Source organism: Halogeometricum rufum, assembly GCF_900112175.1.
Taxonomy (GTDB): Archaea; Halobacteriota; Halobacteria; order Halobacteriales; family Haloferacaceae; genus Halogeometricum; species Halogeometricum rufum.
The window spans coordinates 13875-32711 of sequence record NZ_FOYT01000002.1 but is presented as its reverse complement, the minus strand read 5'-3'; the positions used below and the strand labels follow the sequence as shown (position 1 = coordinate 32711).

20 protein-coding genes are annotated in these 18837 nt (G+C 70.4%); 11 read left to right on the top strand and 9 right to left on the bottom strand.

Annotation, left to right across the window (positions count from 1 at the left end; all coding sequences use genetic code 11):
• Window position 1: 1 nt before the first annotated feature.
• Both BM310_RS09725 and BM310_RS09720 read right to left on the bottom strand, forming a co-directional pair.
• Window positions 2–2089: a HAMP domain-containing sensor histidine kinase gene (locus tag BM310_RS09725; protein ID WP_089807196.1), complete on the bottom strand. Its 2088-nt coding sequence runs from the start codon at window positions 2087–2089 to the stop codon at window positions 2–4.
• Entirely contained in the window at window positions 2082–2642 is a 561-nt protein-coding gene (locus tag BM310_RS09720) for a response regulator (RefSeq protein ID WP_089807194.1), read from the bottom strand. The genes BM310_RS09725 and BM310_RS09720 overlap by 8 nt, the downstream gene beginning before the upstream one ends.
• Window positions 2643–2855: 213 nt before the next feature.
• Between BM310_RS09720 and folP the strand changes: the two genes are divergently transcribed.
• Together folP and BM310_RS09710 are read left to right on the top strand one after the other, a co-directional pair.
• The gene (gene folP / locus BM310_RS09715; protein ID WP_089807192.1) at window positions 2856–4022 is read left to right on the top strand and encodes a dihydropteroate synthase; all 1167 of its coding nucleotides are present in this window, start codon (window positions 2856–2858) and stop codon (window positions 4020–4022) included.
• A gap of 141 nt (window positions 4023–4163) precedes the next feature.
• Window positions 4164–4838 carry a 6-hydroxymethylpterin diphosphokinase MptE-like protein gene (locus tag BM310_RS09710; protein ID WP_089807190.1) on the top strand — a complete coding sequence of 225 codons (675 nt, stop codon included), beginning with the start codon at window positions 4164–4166 and terminating at the stop codon, window positions 4836–4838.
• 32 nt (window positions 4839–4870) lie between these two features.
• Here the strand turns inward: BM310_RS09710 and BM310_RS09705 are convergent, their stop codons facing one another.
• A complete protein-coding gene (locus BM310_RS09705) occupies window positions 4871–5683 on the bottom strand; it encodes a hypothetical protein (RefSeq protein ID WP_089809137.1) in 813 nt (270 codons plus the stop codon).
• Window positions 5684–6010: 327 nt separating this feature from the next.
• Here BM310_RS09705 and BM310_RS09700 point away from each other — a divergent pair, with 327 nt between their 5' ends.
• The 3 genes from BM310_RS09700 (at window position 6011) to sod (ending at window position 8855) form a co-directional block, all read left to right on the top strand.
• Window positions 6011–7414, top strand: coding sequence for a cryptochrome/photolyase family protein (locus BM310_RS09700; protein WP_089807188.1), 1404 nt, complete (start codon window positions 6011–6013; stop codon window positions 7412–7414).
• 118 nt (window positions 7415–7532) lie between these two features.
• Entirely contained in the window at window positions 7533–8153 is a 621-nt protein-coding gene (locus BM310_RS09695; RefSeq protein ID WP_089807186.1) for a DJ-1/PfpI family protein, read from the top strand.
• A gap of 102 nt (window positions 8154–8255) precedes the next feature.
• Window positions 8256–8855 carry a superoxide dismutase gene (gene sod / locus BM310_RS09690; protein ID WP_089809135.1) on the top strand — a complete coding sequence of 200 codons (600 nt, stop codon included), beginning with the start codon at window positions 8256–8258 and terminating at the stop codon, window positions 8853–8855.
• A 95-nt stretch (window positions 8856–8950) separates the two neighbouring features.
• Here the strand turns inward: sod and BM310_RS09685 are convergent, their stop codons facing one another.
• Window positions 8951–9379 (bottom strand): DUF7522 family protein, encoded by a 429-nt coding sequence (locus tag BM310_RS09685; RefSeq protein WP_089807184.1) that lies wholly within the window; start codon window positions 9377–9379, stop codon window positions 8951–8953.
• A gap of 89 nt (window positions 9380–9468) precedes the next feature.
• Between BM310_RS09685 and BM310_RS09680 the strand changes: the two genes are divergently transcribed.
• The gene (locus BM310_RS09680) at window positions 9469–9774 is read left to right on the top strand and encodes a DUF5827 family protein (RefSeq protein ID WP_089807182.1); all 306 of its coding nucleotides are present in this window, start codon (window positions 9469–9471) and stop codon (window positions 9772–9774) included.
• A gap of 67 nt (window positions 9775–9841) precedes the next feature.
• Here BM310_RS09680 and BM310_RS09675 read toward each other — a convergent pair whose 3' ends face one another.
• The 3 genes from BM310_RS09675 to BM310_RS09665 all read right to left on the bottom strand — a co-directional run bounded on the left by BM310_RS09675 (window position 9842) and on the right by BM310_RS09665 (window position 12366).
• A complete protein-coding gene (locus tag BM310_RS09675; RefSeq protein ID WP_089807180.1) occupies window positions 9842–10417 on the bottom strand; it encodes an MBL fold metallo-hydrolase in 576 nt (191 codons plus the stop codon).
• A gap of 67 nt (window positions 10418–10484) precedes the next feature.
• Window positions 10485–11486, bottom strand: coding sequence for a hypothetical protein (locus tag BM310_RS09670; RefSeq protein WP_089807178.1), 1002 nt, complete (start codon window positions 11484–11486; stop codon window positions 10485–10487).
• Between the two features lie 217 nt (window positions 11487–11703).
• The gene (locus BM310_RS09665) at window positions 11704–12366 is read right to left on the bottom strand and encodes an NUDIX hydrolase (RefSeq protein WP_089807176.1); all 663 of its coding nucleotides are present in this window, start codon (window positions 12364–12366) and stop codon (window positions 11704–11706) included.
• A gap of 116 nt (window positions 12367–12482) precedes the next feature.
• Between BM310_RS09665 and thyA the strand changes: the two genes are divergently transcribed.
• From thyA to BM310_RS09650, 3 genes are all read left to right on the top strand, one after another.
• Window positions 12483–13484, top strand: coding sequence for a thymidylate synthase (thyA, locus tag BM310_RS09660; protein ID WP_089807174.1), 1002 nt, complete (start codon window positions 12483–12485; stop codon window positions 13482–13484).
• Window positions 13484–14005, top strand: coding sequence for a dihydrofolate reductase (locus BM310_RS09655; RefSeq protein ID WP_089807172.1), 522 nt, complete (start codon window positions 13484–13486; stop codon window positions 14003–14005). The genes thyA and BM310_RS09655 overlap by 1 nt, the downstream gene beginning before the upstream one ends.
• Before the next feature lie 71 nt (window positions 14006–14076).
• Window positions 14077–15486, top strand: a complete 1410-nt coding sequence (locus tag BM310_RS09650; RefSeq protein WP_089807170.1) for a hypothetical protein — start codon at window positions 14077–14079, stop codon at window positions 15484–15486.
• Window positions 15487–15514: 28 nt separating this feature from the next.
• On the opposite strand, the gene BM310_RS09645 is transcribed toward BM310_RS09650, so the two are convergent.
• Window positions 15515–16006 (bottom strand): hypothetical protein, encoded by a 492-nt coding sequence (locus tag BM310_RS09645; RefSeq protein ID WP_245778467.1) that lies wholly within the window; start codon window positions 16004–16006, stop codon window positions 15515–15517.
• Between the two features lie 260 nt (window positions 16007–16266).
• Between BM310_RS09645 and psmA the strand changes: the two genes are divergently transcribed.
• Together psmA and BM310_RS09635 are read left to right on the top strand one after the other, a co-directional pair.
• On the top strand, window positions 16267–17025 hold the full coding sequence (gene psmA, locus BM310_RS09640; protein WP_089807168.1) for an archaeal proteasome endopeptidase complex subunit alpha: 759 nt from the start codon (window positions 16267–16269) through the stop codon (window positions 17023–17025).
• A 6-nt stretch (window positions 17026–17031) separates the two neighbouring features.
• Window positions 17032–17904 (top strand): MOSC domain-containing protein, encoded by an 873-nt coding sequence (locus tag BM310_RS09635; protein ID WP_177232588.1) that lies wholly within the window; start codon window positions 17032–17034, stop codon window positions 17902–17904.
• A gap of 114 nt (window positions 17905–18018) precedes the next feature.
• On the opposite strand, the gene BM310_RS09630 is transcribed toward BM310_RS09635, so the two are convergent.
• Window positions 18019–18753 carry an SDR family oxidoreductase gene (locus tag BM310_RS09630; RefSeq protein ID WP_089807166.1) on the bottom strand — a complete coding sequence of 245 codons (735 nt, stop codon included), beginning with the start codon at window positions 18751–18753 and terminating at the stop codon, window positions 18019–18021.
• Window positions 18754–18837 lie beyond the last annotated feature (84 nt).

Below are 18837 nucleotides of genomic sequence, written 5' to 3'. Positions count from 1 at the left end.
GTCAGACCTCCGTCGGCGCGTCGGCCGTGGCACACTCGCGCTCCGACTGCGGTTCGACGCCCACCTCGAAGCGCGCGCCGCCCGTCTCGCTCTCGGTGACGGTCACGGTCCAGTCGTGGGCGTCGGCGACGGTCTTGACGATGCTGAGGCCGAACCCGGTCCCCCCGTTCTCGCGGTTCGTCGTGTACCCGGCCGCGAGGACGGCGTCTCTGTCCGCCGGCGGGATGCCGTCGCCGTCGTCCTCGACGTAGAAGCCGCGGGCGTCTGCCAGCGGTCCGACGCGGACGTGGACGCCGGCGTCCGGTGGTGGGTCGTCGCCGGACGCCGTCCGGTCGCTCCTGGCGCCGTGCTCCACGCTGTCTCCGGGAGCGGAGCGACCGGAGGCACGTCGAGCGCCGTGCTCGACCGAGTTCCGAAACAGGTTCTCGAACACGTGGCTCAGGAGGTCGCGGTCGGCGTCGAACGTGGTCGTCTCGGTCACCGTGAGCGTCGCCGCCTCCGTCTCGACGAGCGCCCACGCCGACGTGGCCCGCGCGCGGAGGTCGACGGGTATCGTCTCCTCGACGTTCGAGTGCAGAGCGAGGACCACGGCGTCGTCGATGATGGTGTCGATGCGGTCGAGTGCGTCGCAGAGCGGTCCGACGTGTGGCGAGTCGACGTCCTCCGCGAGGAGGTTCGCGCGGCCGGTGGCGACGTTCAGCGGGTTCCGCAGGTCGTGGCTGAGGACGTGCGAGATGGTCGCCAGTTGCTCGTTGCGTTCCTGCACGTCGTCCATCATCGCGTTGAACGAGACGGCGACCGTGCGCATCGCCTCGCTCCGGTCGTCGGGGTCGAGGCGGGACGCGAGGTCACCCGACGCGCACGACGCCATCACGTCGCCGTACGCGGCGGCCGTGCGTTCGAGGTGCCGGCTGAACGCCTCGGACTCCGCCTTCGCTTCGAGGGCTTCGCGCCGCGCGTCTTCGGCGGCCTCACGCGCGGTTTCCGCCTCGCGGATGCGCGCCCTGAGCGACTGCCGCATCGCCTCGAACGCGGAGAACAGGTGGCCGAACTCGTCTTCGCGGTCCGTCCGTACCGGGTCGTCCAACTCGCCCGCCGTGAGTCGCCGCGCGCGTTCGGCGAGCGTCCGGACCGAGCGTGTCGTGTCGCGCCCGAGGGTGACGGCGATGAGGCCGGCACCGACGAGGACGGCCGCGAGGATGCTGCCGAGACCGGCGAGGATGTCGCCGCGAAGCGCGTACGCCGTCGCCGCCGGGACGCGCGACGTGACGGTCCACGGGCGGGCGTCGAGTGCGGCGTACCCCACCTCCGTCGGCCGCCCGTCGAGCGTCGTGGCCGCGTGGCCGCGAGCGCCGGTGAGCGTCTCCGTCGCCAGTTCGTCCGCGGTGAGAATCCGCGACTCGTCCTGCGACATGACCACGGTGCCCGCGTCGTTGCGGACGACGAACGTGCCGTCGTCGGTGTGGTGCAGGTGCCGGTCGGACGCCTCCACGAGGTCCACGACGGCGACGACGGCCCGGGAGCCGTCGGTGTTGGGGACGGCCGTCGCGAACAGGACGACGGGCGCTCCGTCGGGCGTCGGGCGGAACGGGTCGGAGACGACCACGTCCGACGCGCCCGAGGACTCGCGGGCGGCGGCGACGAACGCCTCGCGGCCGCGGCCCGTCGTGACCGAGACGGCGCTCGACACCTCGGCCGACCCGGCGTTCGACAGCACCGTGTGGTTCGTCGTGTCCACGTAGTAGGCGGCGGCCACGTCGTCGTCGCGTTCGACGACTTCCCAGAGGTAGACGGCTATCTCCCCCCGGTCGCCCGACTGGAACGCGGCCGACTCCGCCGTCGAGCGAAGCGTCACGCGCATCCGCCGCACCCACTCGTCGAGTTGGTTCGCCTGTATCTCCGCGTTCGTCACCACCTGCTGCTGGGTGTCCCGTTCGAGGACGTCGCCGGCGTGGACGTACGTCACCCCGCCGACGAGCACGATACAGAACGTGACGCCGACGAGGACGAAGGCGAACGTCGCGGCGTAACTGCGCCGTATCCGGCGCGGGAGGAGGCGGTGGAACGCGGACCGGCCGTCGTCAGTCATGCTCGAACGGTCGCTCCCGGCGTAGCAGGTCGTCGCGGGTCCGGTCGGCGGTCCGCGAGACCCGGTCGAGTTCGCGCCGTAACTCCCGATACGCGGGGTGGTCGTGTACCTCCGTGACGGCCGTCGACGCCTCCAGTACGGCCCGCTTTCGAGCGAGCGCGAAGTAGTCGCGCACCTGTTCGTCGTACGTCTCGCGCGTCAGCGACGCCTCGACGGTCCGCGTCACCTCGTCGCGGCCGACCGGTTTCACGAGGTAGTCGTCGAACGGCATCGAGACGACGTCGAACTCGGGGTCCACCGCCGTCACCATCACCACCGGGCAGTCGACGCCCTCGGTGCGGAGAGTATCGAGCAGTTCGTCGCCGGTAGTCTCCGGCATCTGTCGGTCGAGGAGGACGACGTCGGGGTCGAAGTCCGACGCGACGGCGTCGAGTGCCGCCGCGGCGTCGTTCGCCTGCCGCACCTCGTACGCGTCGGCTAACCACGCGGCGTACAGTTCGGTCAGCGACGGTTCGTCGTCGACGGTCAAGACGGTCTGGGGCGCGTCGGTCATGGGTGGTGGTCGGCAACCGGTCGCCTCACACTACGACGGCCGGCACTCGGTCGTACGTCACTCGAAGCGGTCCATAAGCTGTGCTAATAGGTCTCCGGAGCGGTACATTCGTCTTCAGATTACAGTTCGAGAAGCGGGAGTCGCGTGGCCGCGTCCCCGGCGACGCCCGCCGAGACCGGACTGCATATACCGACACAATCCTACCCTCCGCGCATGCGAACCGTCGACGCTGCCGGACTCGAAATCGGCGACGACCACCCGCCGCGAATCATGGGCGTGCTGAACGTCTCGAAGGAGTCGCCGTACGACCCGAGCGTGTTCGACGACCCGGGTGAGGCCGCCGAGTACGTCGAGACGGAACTCGTCGACGAGGGGGCCGACATCGTGGACGTGGGGCTGGAGTCCGCGAACAAGAAGTTCGAGGTGCTCTCGGCGGACCAGGAACTGGACCGTCTCGACACCGCCGTCGAGGTGCTGGAGAGCGTCGCCGGCGACGCCGTCTTCTCCATCGAGACGCGCTACCACGAAGTCGCCGACGAGGCGCTCTCCCGCGGGTTCGACATGGTCAACGACATCTGCGGGTTCGCCGACCCAGAGATGCCGACGGTCTGTGCGGACCACGACGCCGCCGTCGCGAAGATGGCGTCGCCCCCGGACCTCGAACGGCCGGGCGCCGTCGAGGAAGTGGACGACATCTACGACGCCCTCGAACTGAACGGCTTCACCGACAAGACCATCGTCGACCCGGCGTTCGGCGGGTGGTCGGAGACGAAGACCCTCGCCCACGACCGGGAGACGTTCCGTCGCCTCCGGGAGTTCCGCGGGTACGGTTACCCCATCCTCGTCTCCATCAACCGGAAGAACTTCCTGCGGGAGGTGGCCGGCCGGGATACGGCGGCGGCCCTCCCCGTCTCCCTCGCCGCCACGTCGATGGCCGTCGAACGCGGCGCGCACGTCGTCCGGACGCACGACGTGGCCGAGACGCGCGACGCCGCCCTCGTCGGCAAGGAGTTCGCCCGCCGACGGACGCGGGCGACGGGCGACGTGAGCGTCGAGGAACTCGACGTGACGACGCCCCGCGAGGCGGAACGGCACCTCGACAGACTCGGCGTCGAGACGCCCGAGTCGGTCGCCTCGGAGGCCGTCGTGCGCGTCTTCGAACTCGCGGGACTCTCCGACGACGACGTGCGGACGCTGGCCGCCGCGGCGGGCGACGCGGGTGCGACGGTGGCCCGCGGTGCGACCGAGGGCGACGCCGACGGACACCGGGTCCTCCTCGTCGGGACGCCGCGCGCCCTGACGGAGACGGCGTCGTTCGCGACGGGTGCGTCGAGTTCGCTCGACTCGGCCCTCGAAGCGGTCGAAGACGGCGTCCTGTGAGTAAACTGAAACACGTCAGAGTAAGAGAAAACTTATGCCGGACGACCGTGAATCGGCCGACTGGAAGCCGGAAGGGCACGCGGGTAGGGGTACTTGGTGCCATTCCGGTCCACACCGTACTACAGTCGAGGAGCCGTAGCTATGGAGTTTCTCGACTGGGACCCCGTCTACGAACTGATTCTGGACGACTTCGGCTACCCACGCGAGGGCGACGAACGCGCCCGCGACGTGATGGCCGCGTACGCCCGCCCGTTCGACGCCGACAGACTCGACTGTACGGGTCGTACCGTCGCCGTCGTCGGCGCGGCCCCGTCGCTCTCTGACGAGGTGGACGCCGTCGCCGACGCGGGCCTCGTGTTCGCGGCGTCGACGGCGGCGGACGTGGTCCGCGAGGCGGGGTACGAGGTGGACCTGATGGTGACCGACCTGGACAAGAATCCGGAGACGGCGCTCCGGCGGACGCGGGCGGGCAGACCGGTCGCCGCGCACGCCCACGGCGACAACGTGCCGGCGATACGCGAGTGGTTCCCGCGGTTCGACGCCGACCACGTCCTCGCGACGACGCAGGCGGAACCGGTCGACGGCGTCGTCAACCACGGCGGATTCACCGACGGCGACCGGGCGGCGTTCCTCGCCGACGCGTTCGGCGCGGCCTCCCTCCGGTTCGTCGGCTGGGAGTTCGACGACCCGACGGTGGGCGCGGAGAAGGCGAAGAAACTCCGGTGGGCCGAACGACTGCTCTACTGGCTGGAGCGACGGCGCGGCGACCGGTTCGCGGTGCTCGACGGGCGACGCGACGCGATAGAACCGCTGTGACCCGAGCGAGTCCCGCCGTCGCGGCCGCGCGGTCAGACCTCGGCGTCCCGCGGTCGGGGCCGGTCGAAGTGGACCGGTTCCAGTTCGGCCTCGAACAGGTGGGCGGCGCACCCCTCGCAGGTGGCCGCGAGCACCGAGTCGGCGTCGGGCGTGTGGCCGTCGACGTGGGTGATTCGAACCGCGCCGTCGCAGGTCGGACACCAGTCCAGACACAGTCTGAGCGCCGCGAGGGCGCGCGTCCGCATCGGCGGCGAGAGCGCCCACCACTCGGGGTACTTCTCGCGGAACTCCTCGGCGGCGGTCACGTCGGCGACGAACGCGGCGCGCGAGGGCCACCGCCCGGCGCGCGTCCCGCGGACCGTCGCGACGAGGGCCCCCTCCTCGGCCACCCACCCGAGTTCGACCGCTCGACTGGGGGCCGACAGTAGGTCCGCGAGGACCGCCTCGTCCTCGCTCCTGTCGCCGACGGAGAGGATGCGGCGCCGCCACGCGCGTTCGAACGACGGTTCGACGCTCGGAACCCGGTTCTCCCCCTCGTCGACGAGGACGCCCGCGCGCCGCAGGTGTCTCTCGACGGACTCGACGTCCGCCGTGTCGCGGCGCGGCGACTCGTCCCGCCGCAGTCGCCGCCGAACCGCCTCGACGGCGCGCCGGCAGGACCGCCGAACCCGTCGCCGCACTCGCGGACTGTCGGCGACGACCACGCCGGCCGTACTCACGAGAACGAACGAGACGACGACGCCGGCCGTCGGCCACCGGGCGGCCATGCCGACGACGACGCCCGAGAGGACGGCGAACGCCGCGACGAGGAGGACGACGACGCGCGGGTCGCGACGGCGTCGCATAGCGAGCGCTGTCGAACGGACCGACGACCCGACGGTCACTGCGCGTTTGACGACGCGGTCGAGCGTTCTCGTCACTATCGACACTACAGTAGGTCCCGGGGGTTAGGTATGCGGCACTTACTACCGTTTCCCGACGTGTCGGCCGATTTTTCGCCCTCCCTATCGTTCGTTAAGTTCTCGCACGCCGACGCCGTCGGCCCGCTAACCACCGAATACTCTCGCGTAAAGCTCTCGCAAACGGGACAGAGTCGCGAAACAATCAGACGAACGGATACGTCGGGGACGACGCGTCGATAGCTTGAGGGTCGTCTCGTCCTTGCGCCCCGTATGCAGATATTCTGGCACCGACGCGACCTGCGGGTGGCGGACAACCGCGGCCTCGCGACGGCGGCCGAGTCGGGCGCGGTGGTCCCCGTGTTCGTCTTCGACGACGACGTGTTGGCGCACGCCGGTGCCCCCCGCGTTCGGTTCATGCTCGACGCTCTCGCGGCGTTGCGCGAGGCGTACCGCGAACGCGACTCGGACCTCGTGGTCGTCCGCGGGGACCCCGCCGAGGAACTGCCCCGACTGGCCGCCGAGTACGACGCCGACCGGGTGGTCTGGAACAGGGACTACTCGGGCCTCGCCCGCACTCGCGACGCCGCCGTGCGGCGGGCGCTGAACGACGCGGACGTGCCCCGCGAGGCGGTTCACGACGCCATCCACCACGAACCCGGGTCGATAACGACGAACGCGGGCGACCCCTACTCCGTCTACACCTACTTCTGGAAGAAGTGGCGCGACAGGGAGAAGGCGGACCCGTTCGCGTCGCCGGACGCGGACTCGTTGGCCGACGTGTCGGGCGCGGCCCTGCCGAGCATCGAGGACCTCGGGTTCGCGGAACCGGAGGCGGCGGTGCAGGCGGCCGGGACCGAGGCCGCGCGGGAGCGTCTGGGGGCGTTCTGCGCGGACGGCATCTTCCGCTACGCCGAGGACCGCGACTACCCCGAACGCGACGCCACCTCCCGCCTCTCGACGGACCTCAAGTGGGGGACGATAGGCGTCCGCGAGGTGTACGCGGCGACCGAAGACGCCGCCGCGGAAGCCGACGGCGGCGACGAGGCCGAGTCCGTCGAGGAGTTCCAGTCGCAGTTGGCGTGGCGGGAGTTCTACGCGCACGTCCTCTTCTTCAATCCCGAGGTGGTGACGGAGAACTACAAGGAGTACGAGAACGACATCGCGTGGCGCGACGACGACGAGGCGTTGACCGCGTGGAAGGAGGGCCGCACGGGTTATCCCATCGTCGACGCCGGGATGCGGCAGTTGCGCGCGGAGGCGTACATGCACAACCGCGTGCGGATGATCGTGGCCGCCTTCCTCACGAAGGACCTCCTCCTCGACTGGCGCGAGGGGTACGCCCACTTCCGCGAGTACCTCGCCGACCACGACACCGCCAACGACAACGGCGGGTGGCAGTGGGCCGCCTCCACCGGGACGGACGCGCAACCGTACTTCCGCATCTTCAACCCGACGACGCAGGGGGAGCGCTACGACCCCGACGCGACGTACATCAAAGAGTACGTCCCCGAACTCCGCGACGCCGACGCCGACGCGATTCACGACTGGCCGAACCTCTCGCCGACCGAACGCGAACGGGTCGCCCCCGACTATCCGGCCCCTATCGTCGACCACGCCGACCGGCGCGAGGAGGCCATCGCGGCGTTCGAGGCGGCCCGCGGCGACGACGACTGACGGCGCGGGGAGAACGCGGCGTTCGGCGACGGAGATTGCGGGGAGAACGCGGCGTTCGCCGACGGTGAGAACCGACCGTTAGGCAACCGTTTTCTCGGTGGCGACCCCATCTCGGCCCATGCACGTCGAGATTCTCCTGTACGACGGCTTCGACGAACTCGACGCCGTCGGCCCGTACGAGGTGTTCGAGACGGCGGGTGCCTTCGGTGCCGACTGCGGCGCGCGACTCGTCACGCTCGAACCGAGCGAGTCGGTCACCGCGAGTCACGGCCTGCGCGTGGGCGTCGACGGGACGTTCTACGCCGGCGGCGCAGTCGACGGCGGCGACTCCCCGCCCGTCCTCCTCGTGCCCGGCGGCGGGTGGAGCGACCCCTCGCGACCGGGTGCGGGGATGGAGGCCGAACGCGGTGCCGTCCCGGACGCCGTCGCCGAACACGCCGAACGGGGCGGCGTCGTCGCCGGCGTCTGCACCGGCGGGATGCTCCTCGCACACGCCGGCGTCCTCGACGGCCGCCCGGCCGTCACGCACGCGAGCGCACTCGACGACCTGCGGGCGATGGACGCGGCCGTGCAGGACGCGCGGTTCGTCGACGACGGCGACGTCCTCACGGCGGGCGGCGTCACCTCCGGCTTGGACCTCGCCCTCCACCTGGTCGAACGCGAGTGCGGACGCGACGTCGCCGAACGCGTGGCGGAGGAAATCGAGTACGACCGCGAGACCGGACCGGTCGAAAACTGACCGCCCGCGAGACGGTCACCGGAAGTGACAGTCAAATGTTATCATGCCTCTCCTCAACGTTTAACAGCATTCCAAGACAAGGAAGGGGTGGAGGAATCTACCATGAGCTACGAACTCGACCCCCTGCCGTACGATTACGACGCACTCGAACCGCACATCTCCGAACAGGTGCTCACGTGGCATCACGACACCCATCATCAGGGCTACGTGAACGGCTGGAACAGTGCGGAGGAGACGCTGGAGTCGAACCGCGAGCAGGGCGACTTCTCGTCGTCGGCCGGCGCGATTCGCAACGTCACGCACAACGGCTGCGGACACATCCTCCACGACCTCTTCTGGCAGAACATGTCGCCCGAAGGCGGTTCCGAACCCTCGGGTGACCTCGCCGACCGTATCGCCGAGGACTTCGGCTCCTACGAGGCGTGGAAGGGCGAGTTCGAGGCCGCCGCGGGCAACGCGAGCGGCTGGGCGCTCCTCGTCTACGACTCGTTCTCGAACCAGCTCCGCAACGTCGTGGTGGACAAGCACGACCAGGGCGCGCTCTGGGGCTGGCATCCGATTCTGGCGCTGGACGTCTGGGAGCACTCGTACTACTACGACTACGGCCCGGCCCGCGGCGACTTCGTCGACGCCTTCTTCGAGGTCGTCGACTGGGACGAACCCAGCAGCCGCTACGAGCAGGCCGTCGAACTGTTCGAGTAAGCGACGAGTGCGGCGTCGGAGACGACGCCGCGTACACCCCGATTTTTTCTTTGCGCACGCCGCAGAGCGGCCGCACCGCCCGCCGAGCGCGTCGTTCAGTCGGTCACCGTCGGGTCCGCCTCGGGCGCGAACGTCTCCGGGCCGAGTTCGAGCGCGAGTTCCTGCACGGACTCGTCGAGTTGCCGGTAGTCGTAGCCGTCGTCGGCGAGGTCGAAACTGGCGAAGACGCCGATGGGTTGGTCGCAGAGGAACGTCCGGAACTGCTCGAAGGAGGAGAGCCCGCGGACGGTGTAGCCGTAATCGGCGTAGTAGAGCGACTCGTACGTCTGTCGCGTGACGAAGCCGTAGCGCTCGTTGTCGACGAAGCGCTCGACGTCCAGGTCGCCGTCCGCGATCGCCTCGGCGACGTCGTCGCGGACGTACACGCGCTCGAACGCCCGTTCGTCGAAGAGCCACACGTCTCTGAGCGCCCGTCCGCCGAAGTCGCGAAAGACGCCCAGCAGCCGTTCGGACGGCGATTCCATACGTTCACACTTCGAAGCCATTTGATAACCATTGTGATTCGTTCTCCCGGAGTCAGGGCGTTTACGTGCGCCGGCGGCGACTGTTCGGTATGCCTCGACCGAAAGACGAGTTCGACACGCTCTACCCGTACCGACTGTACGAACCCGCGGAAGTGCTCGACGACGAGATGATGTACACCGTCCCCGAAATCTCGCGCCTCCTGCAGGGACTCGACCCGGAGACGGAACTCGACGCGGACACGGAGGACCGCATCGTCACGTGGACGGTGCCGTGGCTGATGTCGCACGCCGACGAGTTCGTCATCAACGACCCGGAGGGCGACGAACCGGGCTACTTCGGCATCCAGTCGGAGTCCCGGCCGGCCGACGAGATTCCCGAGGGCGCCGACGAGTAATCCGCGGCCGAGTGGCCCGCGGACGAGTGATTCCCGTCTGAATGGCCGGTGAGACCGTCGAAGCGGGTCACATCCGGGCGGCGCGCCCGGCGAGTTCGACGTCCTCGAACGGTCGCTGCGTGACGCTCGGCCCGTGGCCGGTGTGCATCTCCGAGAGGTCCTCCCCCACCGTCTCCCGGACGCGGTCGATGCTCGCCGTCAGCGCCGCCCGGTCGCCCTCTTCGAGGTCGGTGCGCCCGAACGCGCCGTCGGCGAACACCAGGTCACCGGCGAACAGGACGCTCGCGTCGCGCGAGTAGAAGCAGAGGTGGTCGTCCTTGTGTCCCGGCGTGTGGAGCGCTTCGTAGTCGTCGTCGCCGATGCGGACCGTCTCTCCGTCTTCGACGGCGTGGTCGACTTCCGGCCGGTCGGGGTCGAACCCCCACGTCTCCACGTCGAACGCCTCGCGGACCGCCGCGACGTTGCCGACGTGGTCGGTGTGCGTGTGCGTGAGGTACACCCGGTCGAGTCCGTCCACCCGGTCGCGGACGCGCGACACCACGTCGAAGTTCGCGCCGGTGTCCACGAGAGCCGTCGTCTCGCCAGTGACGAGGAAGGCGTTGCTGGTGAACGCTTGCACGTCGTGCGCGAGGTTAGATATCACGCCCGAGAGTAGACGCGAACGGGCCTTTCCTCTTTCCATGGCGGCCGTCGGAGCCGTCCGCCCGACCTCAGAACCCGCGCCAGACGGCGCGACCGGGCGTGTGGGCGACCCACGTCCCGTCGTCGCGCAGGAGTCGCGGGTCGCGCCACCGGCAGCGCACGTTGCCGAGGTAGGAGAACGGCGGGGTGGGGTCGTCGAGGGCGACGACGGTCCGCGCACCGACGGTCAGCGACCGGCGCGACGCCCGTTTCGCTGGCGTAAAGCCGTGCGTAACCTCGCCGCCGTCGCTCACCGACTGCTCGACGGCGAACGCGTCCGTGCCGGCCGCGGGTCCGGTCGCCTTCACCGTCGCGTCGGTGAATCCCGTCCGAACCGACACCTCGTCGACGCGGTACCGCTCCGGGAACGGAGCGTCCGCGGCGGTCACCGTCGCCACCGTCTCGACGACGGCGCGTTCGCGGTCCGGAAACAGCGTCGCGCGGTCCCAGCGGTCGTAGTCGCCGACGTCGACGCGGCCGCGGACCCGGACGCGCCCGAGTTCGACGCCGCCGTCCGGACGCGACGGGCCCTCGACGGGGAACGCGGGCGGACGGCCGTCGAGGACCTGTCCGACGGCCCACGGGAGTCGGGCCGGGAGGTCCGCGCCGCGTATCGGTTCGACGTACTGGACGAGGAGGCGGTCCGCCACGGGGACGACGGCGGCGACGCGTTCGCTCGGCGTCCACGAGTCGCTGGGGACGCCGTACCGCTCCCCGGCCCGTTCGCAGAGGCGGAGAACGGTTCCCGGAGCGTCCTCGCCGGCGACGACGACGGGCGTGCCGGCTTCGAGCGCGTAGAGGGCGGTGTCGTAGAACTGCGCGCCCGGGGGGACGAGCACCACGTCGGCGTCGCCGACGGCACCGGTGCGTCTGGCCCCGGCGTCGTCGGGGAGGGGCACGTCGCCGACGACGGTGACGGTCCGACCCGAGAGCGGCGGGTCGTCCGTCGCGGACGAGGCGTCTGGGTCGGCGCTACACCCGGCGAGCGGAGCGGTGGCGAGGAGGGCGAGAACGTCGCGGCGGGAGGGCATCGGTCGAACGATTCGGTCGAGAGTTGTAAGTATGTTGTCTCGACTGCGACGGCGCGGGCGGCGAGAGGGGGTCCGCTCGGTCGTCCGGGGCCGCGGCGGAGTCGCCCGTCCCGACGCTGAACCACTCGCTCGGCGAGGAACCACCCGCCCGACGCTGAACCACTCGCTCGGCGAGGAGCCACCCGTCCCGACGCGGAGCCACCCTCGCGGTGCAGACTCACTCGTCCCGGCGGACCCACCGTTCGTGCGCGTCGCGGGCGAACTGCTCGTTCTTCGTGTGCCACGCCGACACGTCGTCGACGTGGCGGAAGCGGACCTCAGTGCTCTCGTGCGAGCCGTCGAGTTCGCCACCGATTCGCTCACAGCGGTAGACGATGGGGACGTGGGTGTGGGCGTGCGGCGACCCCTCGTCGTCGGGGCCGACGGCGTAGACGCCGACCAACTCCGCGACGGACACCTCGACGCCCGCCTCCTCTCGGGCCTCCCGGACGGCCGCCTCGGGCGGCGTCTCGTTCGGTTCGACGAAGCCGCCGGGGAGGTCCCACCGGCCGTTGTCGGCTCGCCGGACCAGCAGTATCCGGCCGTCGTCGTCGAACACGGCCGCGTTCGCGCCCACCTTCGCCGTCGCGTGACCGAGTTCGGCCGCGAGGCGGTCTCTGGCCTCCGCCGGCGGCAGGTCGAGGGCGACGCCGTACCACTCGCTCGTCAGGTCGAGGAGGCGGCGGTACCGCTCCTCGTCGTGGGCGTCGTGGCCGTCGTCGCCGTACTCCAGCCCGTTCTGGGCGATGACGCGGAGTTCGTCGAGGAGCGCTAGCAGCGAACGGCCGTCCTCGGTCTCGGGCGGTCGGTTCGGTCGCGGGTCCGGTCCGTCTTCGGTCACGCCTCCGTCTACCGCGCAGGCCGGTAAATACGGACCGGGCGGACGCCCCCGACAGCGTCCATTGCGTCACGTTCATACCTCGGTACCGAGCACAGTATCCTAACCCCGAGCCCACCATGCGCCAGTATCTCGACCTAGTCACCGACGTGCTGTCGGACGGGCAGCACAAGCCGAACCGCACGGGCGTAGACACGATTTCGGCGTTCAGCCGCCACTACGAGGTGGACCTGCGGGAGGGCTTTCCACTGCTCACGACCAAGGACCTGTCGGGCTTCCGCTGGAACTCGCTGATTCACGAGTTCGTCTGGTATCTCTCCGGCGAGGAGCACATCCGAACGCTGCGCGAGGAGACGGGCATCTGGGACGCGTGGGCCGACGACGAGGGGCGACTCGACACCGCCTACGGTCGGTTCTGGCGGCGCTTTCCCATCCCCGACGAGGGGTTGCCGGGCGAGGCGTGGCCCGAGGAGGGCCACCGCTGGCTGAACGAGGACGAACGGACGTTCGACCAGATTCAGTACGTGCTCGACACCCTCCGCGAGAACCCCACCTCCCGGCGCATCGTCGTCAACGCGTGGCACCCGGCGAACGCCGCCGTCTCCACGCTCCCGCCGTGTCACTACTCGTTCGTGTTCAACGTGCAGGGCGACGAGTTGAACCTGCATCTCACCCAGCGTTCGGGCGACATCGCCCTCGGCGTCCCGTTCAACGTCGCCGCCTACGCCCTCCTCGCCACCGCCGTCGCCCAGCGGACGGGCTTCGAGGTCGGCAAGTTCGCCCACACCGTCGTCGACGCGCACGTCTACTGCGGCGAGGGTGACCGCGGCGCGTGGTACGCCGACAACCTCGCGGACCTGCAGGCGCGCCTCGCCGACGTCGAGTCGCGCGCGGACTACCTCGACGTGCGCGACTGGTTGGTCGAGACCGCACCGCCCGAACCCGACGGCAAGGAGGACTACGACCACGTTCCGGGCCTCCTGCGGCAGTGCGCCCGCGAACCGGGCGACCGGCCGACCATCGAGGTGGCAGACGTTCCCCTCGACGAACTCACGTACGACGACGTCGAACTGCACGACTACGACCCGGACGAGGGGATTCGATTCGCGGTGGCCGAGTGATGCCGGAGTCACCGAGCGAAACCGAGTACGCCCTCGTCGCCGCCGTCGCAGACAACGGCGTCATCGGCCGCGACGGCGGGATGCCGTGGCACTTCCCCGAGGACATGGCGCACTTCAAGCGGACGACGACGGGCCACCCCGTGATTCTGGGTCGGAAGACGTACGAGAGCGTCGTCGACGCCCTCGGCGAACCGTTCCCCGGCCGGACCAGCGTCGTCCTCTCCTCGCGCGAGTTGGACCTCCCCGACGGCGCGGTGCTGGCGCACTCGGTCGCCGAGGCGGTCGAACGGGCCGAAGCGGCGGCCGCAGAGCGAGGCGTCGAGACGGTGTACGTCGTCGGCGGCGCGCGCGTGTACGAGCAGTTCCTCCCGCGAGCGACGCGGATGGTGCTGACCGAGATTCACGAGTCGTACGAGGGCGACACTCGGTTCCCCGACTGGGACGCCTCGGCGTGGGCGGAGACGGACCGCGAGACGGGCGAGCGGTTCGACTTCGCGACGTACGTCCGGCGGGACGAGTAGCGCAGTCGGAACGGCGGCCCGCCCACCCCACCCTCCGAAACGCTTGACCCGTCGTCGTCCTAACGGACGGTATGCGCCCCGTCGACCGGAGCCAGTTTCGCCGGTCGGTCCGCCGCCTCGACCAGCGGTCGCTGGCGCGACTCGTCGCCGCGATGTGGCGGGCGCGCGGCGCCGAGGCGACGGTCGACGGCGACGCGGTGACGGTGTCGACTCGCGACGGAACGCGCCGGATGCTGGTCGTCTGCGGCCCGTGGGCGACGCGCCGTCTCGGCCGCCGGACGCTCCCCGCGGACGTCGACGCCGTCGTGGTCGACAGGCCGGTGTCGGACCGACCGACCGGCGTCGACGTCGTCGAACCCGACGACCTGCGAGAGCAACTGCTGTACGCCCTCCCGCGCGAACGGGCCGTCGAAATCGCCGCGACCCACCTCGGTCGGCCCCTCCTGACCGAGGCGGCGGAGCCGACGCCCGCACTCCGCGACCGACTCCCGGTGTCGTCCGCGTCGCTGGGCTCGCTCCCCTCGTCGGCCGTCGTCGTCGTGGGTCTGCTCGTCGCCCTCGTCCTCGCGGGGTCGATCGGAGGACTGTGGGCGGACGGCGCTCCGTTCGGCGTCGGGTCCGACGCCGACGGCGCGAGCGTGGGCGGTCTCGGCGCGTCCGCGGACCCCGTCGAGGACGCCGACGGCACGGCGACGCCAGCGCCGACGGTCACGCCGACGCCCACCCCGACGCCGACACCGACGGCCGAGCGAAGTCGCGGGTTCCCGCCCGGACTCGGACCGGACGGGATACGGGACCCCTACCGCCTCGCGGAGACGCACGCCGACGCCGTCACCACGCAACCGTACGAACTCCAACTGACGTATCTGGAAGCGGTGAACGGGACCGAGCGGAGCCGCCGGGTCGAACGCGTCGAGGTGGCCGCACCGGTCAACTACGTCACGAACGTCTCCGGCAGGGGCGTCCCCTCGGCTGACCCCCCCATCGTCGCCGACGTTGAGGCGTACGCAGACGGGGGAATCCGCTGGGAACGGCAGGTCAGCGGGCCGCAGGGGCCGAACGACACCGTCTACTCGGCGACGCCGACGCGGACCGCGCGGTCCCGGCACGGCTACTACGCCGACCGAGTCGAACGCTACCTCGGCTGGTATCTCTCCGTGGAGAACTCGACAATCACCGACGCCATCGACCAGAACGGCGTCACCTACTTCTGGCTCAGTCTCGGTCCCGACCCGTACCCCGGCGTTGAGAACTCGACGGGGTGGGCGCTCGTCACCGGAGAGGGCGTCGTCCTCCGCCTCGAACGGACGTACGAGACGCCCGACGCGCCGAACGCGACGGCGACGGTGCGCATCCAGTACACGAACCGCGGCGACGAACCGGTCGCGGAACCCGCGTGGGTGGCCGCGGCGCGTACCGCGACGCAGGGTTCGAACGCGACGGCGACCGGGACGGAAAATACGACGCCGACCGCACCCTGACGACGGGGTCCGTCCGGCGAACCGACGCTCAGGCGGTACCGTTCTCCAGTCGTCGGAGTATCACGTGCGACCCGTCGTTCTCGACGGAGGCCACCGTCCGGCCGTCGAAGACGACGCGGAACGTCTCGTAGTCGCTCGGCACCGTCGCGACGCCGTCGAGTCGGGAGACTGGCGTGCAGTCCTCGGGCGGCGTCTTCTCCGCGTCGGCGTCGGGCGAACTCGCGATTCGGTAGACGTAGACGCCGGGAGCGGGGTTCTCGACCGTCGCATCGAAGTCGAGCGCGGCCGCCTCGTGCGCGTAGGTCCGGTTGAACACGAACGTCGTCGTCTCGCCGCCGGGGACGCGGACGAGGTACGACGACGGTCCGGCGGGCGGGTCGGCGGTACATCCCGTGGCGACGCCCGTCGAGGACGTGGGGCCGGTCGTCGTCGCCGCGGGGAGGACGTACGCGACGCCGCCGCCGCCGACGAGGAGGCCGACGACGAACACCGCGACGACGGTTCGGAGGTCGTAGGACACGGTCGGAGAGACGACGGCGAGCGAGAAAAGTGTGGGCCGCGGGGCGGCGTCGCTCGGTTCGGCGGGAGCCCCCGAACGCGGACGTTCACCCGTTCCGACTGGTCGCTCCGCGGCGCGCGGCCTCTCTGACACGGCGTGCTGTCGCGCGCAGCGGTACCGAACCGTCCGCTCTCGGGGCGAGCAGACGTAAACGTCGCCGGGATGCGGTACTATCCTCCCCCGGTGGTGCTTTTATACCTCCGGGGACCGGATGGGGCTGTATGAACCGAAACGACCAGCAGGCGTACGACCGGGGTACGTCGCTGTTCTCTCCCGACGGCCGCATCTATCAGGTCGAGTACGCCCGCGAAGCAGTCAAGCGAGGCGCGCCGAGCGTCGGCATCCGAACCGACGACGGCGTCGTCCTCGCGGCCCAACGCCGCACGAGTTCGTCGCTCATGGAGACCGAGAGCATCGAGAAGATTCACAAGCTCGATAGCTACCTCGGCGCCGCCACGTCGGGCCACGTCGCGGACGCCCGGCAACTCGTCGACGACGCCCGACAGGAGGCGCAGGTGAACCACCTCCGCTACGGCGAGTCCATCGGCGTCGAGACGCTGACGAAGTCGCTCTCGGACATGATTCAGGAGAGCACCCAGCGCGGCGGAACGCGGCCGTTCGGCGCGTCCCTCCTCATCGGCGGCATGGACGGCGAGGGCGAGGAGACCCGCGCGCGACTGTTCCAGACCGACCCCTCCGGCGCGCCGCAGGAGTGGAAGGCCGTCGCCATCGGCGCGAACCGCAGCGACGTCCAGGAGTACCTCGAAGAGGAGTGGAGCGAGGAACTGTCGCTGTCCGACGGCGTCGGACTCGCCGTCCGCGCGCTCACCGTCCCCGACGAGGAACTCGAAGCGGAGAACCTCAGCGTCGTCACCGTCTCCGCCGAGGGCTACCGCGACGTCGACAACGAGGAGATAGACGCCGTCCTCTCCGACCACGTCCCCGGCGCGGACGACGACGAAGACGAAGACGCCGAGTAGGCGGCGATGCCCGCAGACTCGACGCCCGGTGACGAGGGGTCCGAACCCGGCGACCCGATGGACGGTCCCACAGCCGTCGTCCGACGCCTCACGACGTTTCCGGTGAAATCGCTGGACGGCTGTGACCGCGAGTCGGTCGAACTCGTCGAGAACGGCGGGCTGGACGGCGACCGGGAGTTCGCCCTGTTCGACTCGAACGGCGACTACGTGAACGGGAAGCGCGAGCGTGCGGTCCACCGAATCCGCGCCGACTTCGACCCGGCGACGCGACGCCTCCGCCTCGTCGTCCCGGACCGCGAGGCGGCGTTCGACGTGGACGACGACCGGGCGGCGATGACGGCGTTTCTCTCCGAGTTCTTCGGCTACGAGGTGTCCCTCGACCAGAACCGCGCGGGCGGGTTCCCCGACGACACCGAGGCGTCGGGGCCGACCGTCGTGAGTACGGCGACGCTCCGCGAGACGGCGTCGTGGTTCGACGGCATCACGGTCGACGGGATGCGCCGTCGCCTCCGCGCGAACGTCGAACTCGGCGCCCGCGGCGACGGCGAACTCCCGCCGTTCTGGGAGGACCGCCTGTTCGACCGCAGGGGGCGCGTCGTCGAGTTCTCTGTCGGGAGCGTGCGGTTCGCCGGCGTCAACCCGTGCCAACGCTGCGTCGTTCCCTCGCGAGACCCGGATACCGGCGACGAGTACGACGGCTTCCGGGAGACGTTCGTCCGCCGGCGCGCGGAGACGAAACCCGACTGGGCCAAGAGCGACTGGTTCGACCACGACTTCCGCCTCATGGTGAACACGCGCGTCCCCGAGTCCTCGTGGGGCGAGACGCTCGCCGTCGGCGACGAGGTGCGCGTCGGCGCGTCGCGGCCGGCCGCCGAGTGAGGCGCGGGCCCGCACCGCACTTCACTCGCCCCTCCTCGCTTCGTCTCACCCCTCCTCACCTCATCCCGTCTCACGTCGCCGCATCCCGCACCACTTCACCCCGTCCCCACCACCTCACCACCCGCCGAACTTGTCCCGGCGGTAGAGGTCCAGTTCCTGCACCGCGGAGTTGTCCTGCATGGCCGCGAAGGCGATAGCGTCGGCCACCTCCTCGGGTTCGGTCACCTCGCCGGGGTCGAACCGCTCTTCGAACGTCTCCCCCTCGACGGCGAACTCAGAGCGGACCTCGGTGGGGTTGACGACGCTGACGGCGACGCCGTCGTCGCCCACCTGCGCGGCGACGCTGTGGGCGAAGCCCCGGACCCACCACTTCGTCGCGGCGTAGACGGGGTTGAACGGTCGGGGGTACTGCCCGGCGAAACTGCCGACGAAGACCAGCGTTCCCTCCGTCTCGACGAGGTGCGGGAGGACGGCGCGAGCGAGGAAGAACGAGCCGTCGACGTTGGTGTCGGTCATCGTCCGGTAGTCGTCCGTGGACATCGACGCCACGTCGGACCCGCGGGCGACGCCGGCGTTGACGACGGCCACGTCCACCCGGCCGAACGAGTCGAGCGTCCGTTCGACGGCCGCCGTGACGGCGTCCTCGTCGCGCACGTCCGCCGGCACCACGGCCGTCTCGACGCCGTGTTCGGCTTCGACGTCCGCCGCCAGCGACTCCAGTCGCGCCTCGCGTCTGGCGAGGAGGGCGACGTCCGCGCCCTCGGCGGCCAGTCGCCGCGCCGTCGCCGCGCCGATGCCCGAACTCGCGCCGGTCACGAGTGCGCTCCGTCCCGACAGGTCTTCCAACATGTCCCTCCCGTCTCGCCGGTCGCACTTAGCGGTGTACCCCGCCGCGCGCTACCGCTACCCGGACGTTTAGGCGGTGGGACGCAG

What these genes read in the sequence shown, in the direction of transcription:
- BM310_RS09725 (WP_089807196.1), bottom strand. Translation starts at nt 2,089, where the DNA reads ATGACTGACGACGGCCGGTCCGCGTTCCACCGCCTCCTCCCGCGCCGG.
- BM310_RS09720 (WP_089807194.1), bottom strand. Translation starts at nt 2,642, where the DNA reads ATGACCGACGCGCCCCAGACCGTCTTGACCGTCGACGACGAACCGTCG.
- folP (WP_089807192.1), top strand. Translation starts at nt 2,856, where the DNA reads ATGCGAACCGTCGACGCTGCCGGACTCGAAATCGGCGACGACCACCCG.
- BM310_RS09710 (WP_089807190.1), top strand. Translation starts at nt 4,164, where the DNA reads ATGGAGTTTCTCGACTGGGACCCCGTCTACGAACTGATTCTGGACGAC.
- BM310_RS09705 (WP_089809137.1), bottom strand. Translation starts at nt 5,683, where the DNA reads ATGCGACGCCGTCGCGACCCGCGCGTCGTCGTCCTCCTCGTCGCGGCG.
- BM310_RS09700 (WP_089807188.1), top strand. Translation starts at nt 6,011, where the DNA reads ATGCAGATATTCTGGCACCGACGCGACCTGCGGGTGGCGGACAACCGC.
- BM310_RS09695 (WP_089807186.1), top strand. Translation starts at nt 7,533, where the DNA reads ATGCACGTCGAGATTCTCCTGTACGACGGCTTCGACGAACTCGACGCC.
- sod (WP_089809135.1), top strand. Translation starts at nt 8,256, where the DNA reads ATGAGCTACGAACTCGACCCCCTGCCGTACGATTACGACGCACTCGAA.
- BM310_RS09685 (WP_089807184.1), bottom strand. Translation starts at nt 9,379, where the DNA reads ATGGAATCGCCGTCCGAACGGCTGCTGGGCGTCTTTCGCGACTTCGGC.
- BM310_RS09680 (WP_089807182.1), top strand. Translation starts at nt 9,469, where the DNA reads ATGCCTCGACCGAAAGACGAGTTCGACACGCTCTACCCGTACCGACTG.
- BM310_RS09670 (WP_089807178.1), bottom strand. Translation starts at nt 11,486, where the DNA reads ATGCCCTCCCGCCGCGACGTTCTCGCCCTCCTCGCCACCGCTCCGCTC.
- thyA (WP_089807174.1), top strand. Translation starts at nt 12,483, where the DNA reads ATGCGCCAGTATCTCGACCTAGTCACCGACGTGCTGTCGGACGGGCAG.
- BM310_RS09655 (WP_089807172.1), top strand. Translation starts at nt 13,484, where the DNA reads ATGCCGGAGTCACCGAGCGAAACCGAGTACGCCCTCGTCGCCGCCGTC.
- BM310_RS09650 (WP_089807170.1), top strand. Translation starts at nt 14,077, where the DNA reads ATGCGCCCCGTCGACCGGAGCCAGTTTCGCCGGTCGGTCCGCCGCCTC.
- psmA (WP_089807168.1), top strand. Translation starts at nt 16,267, where the DNA reads ATGAACCGAAACGACCAGCAGGCGTACGACCGGGGTACGTCGCTGTTC.
- BM310_RS09635 (WP_177232588.1), top strand. Translation starts at nt 17,032, where the DNA reads ATGCCCGCAGACTCGACGCCCGGTGACGAGGGGTCCGAACCCGGCGAC.
- BM310_RS09630 (WP_089807166.1), bottom strand. Translation starts at nt 18,753, where the DNA reads ATGTTGGAAGACCTGTCGGGACGGAGCGCACTCGTGACCGGCGCGAGT.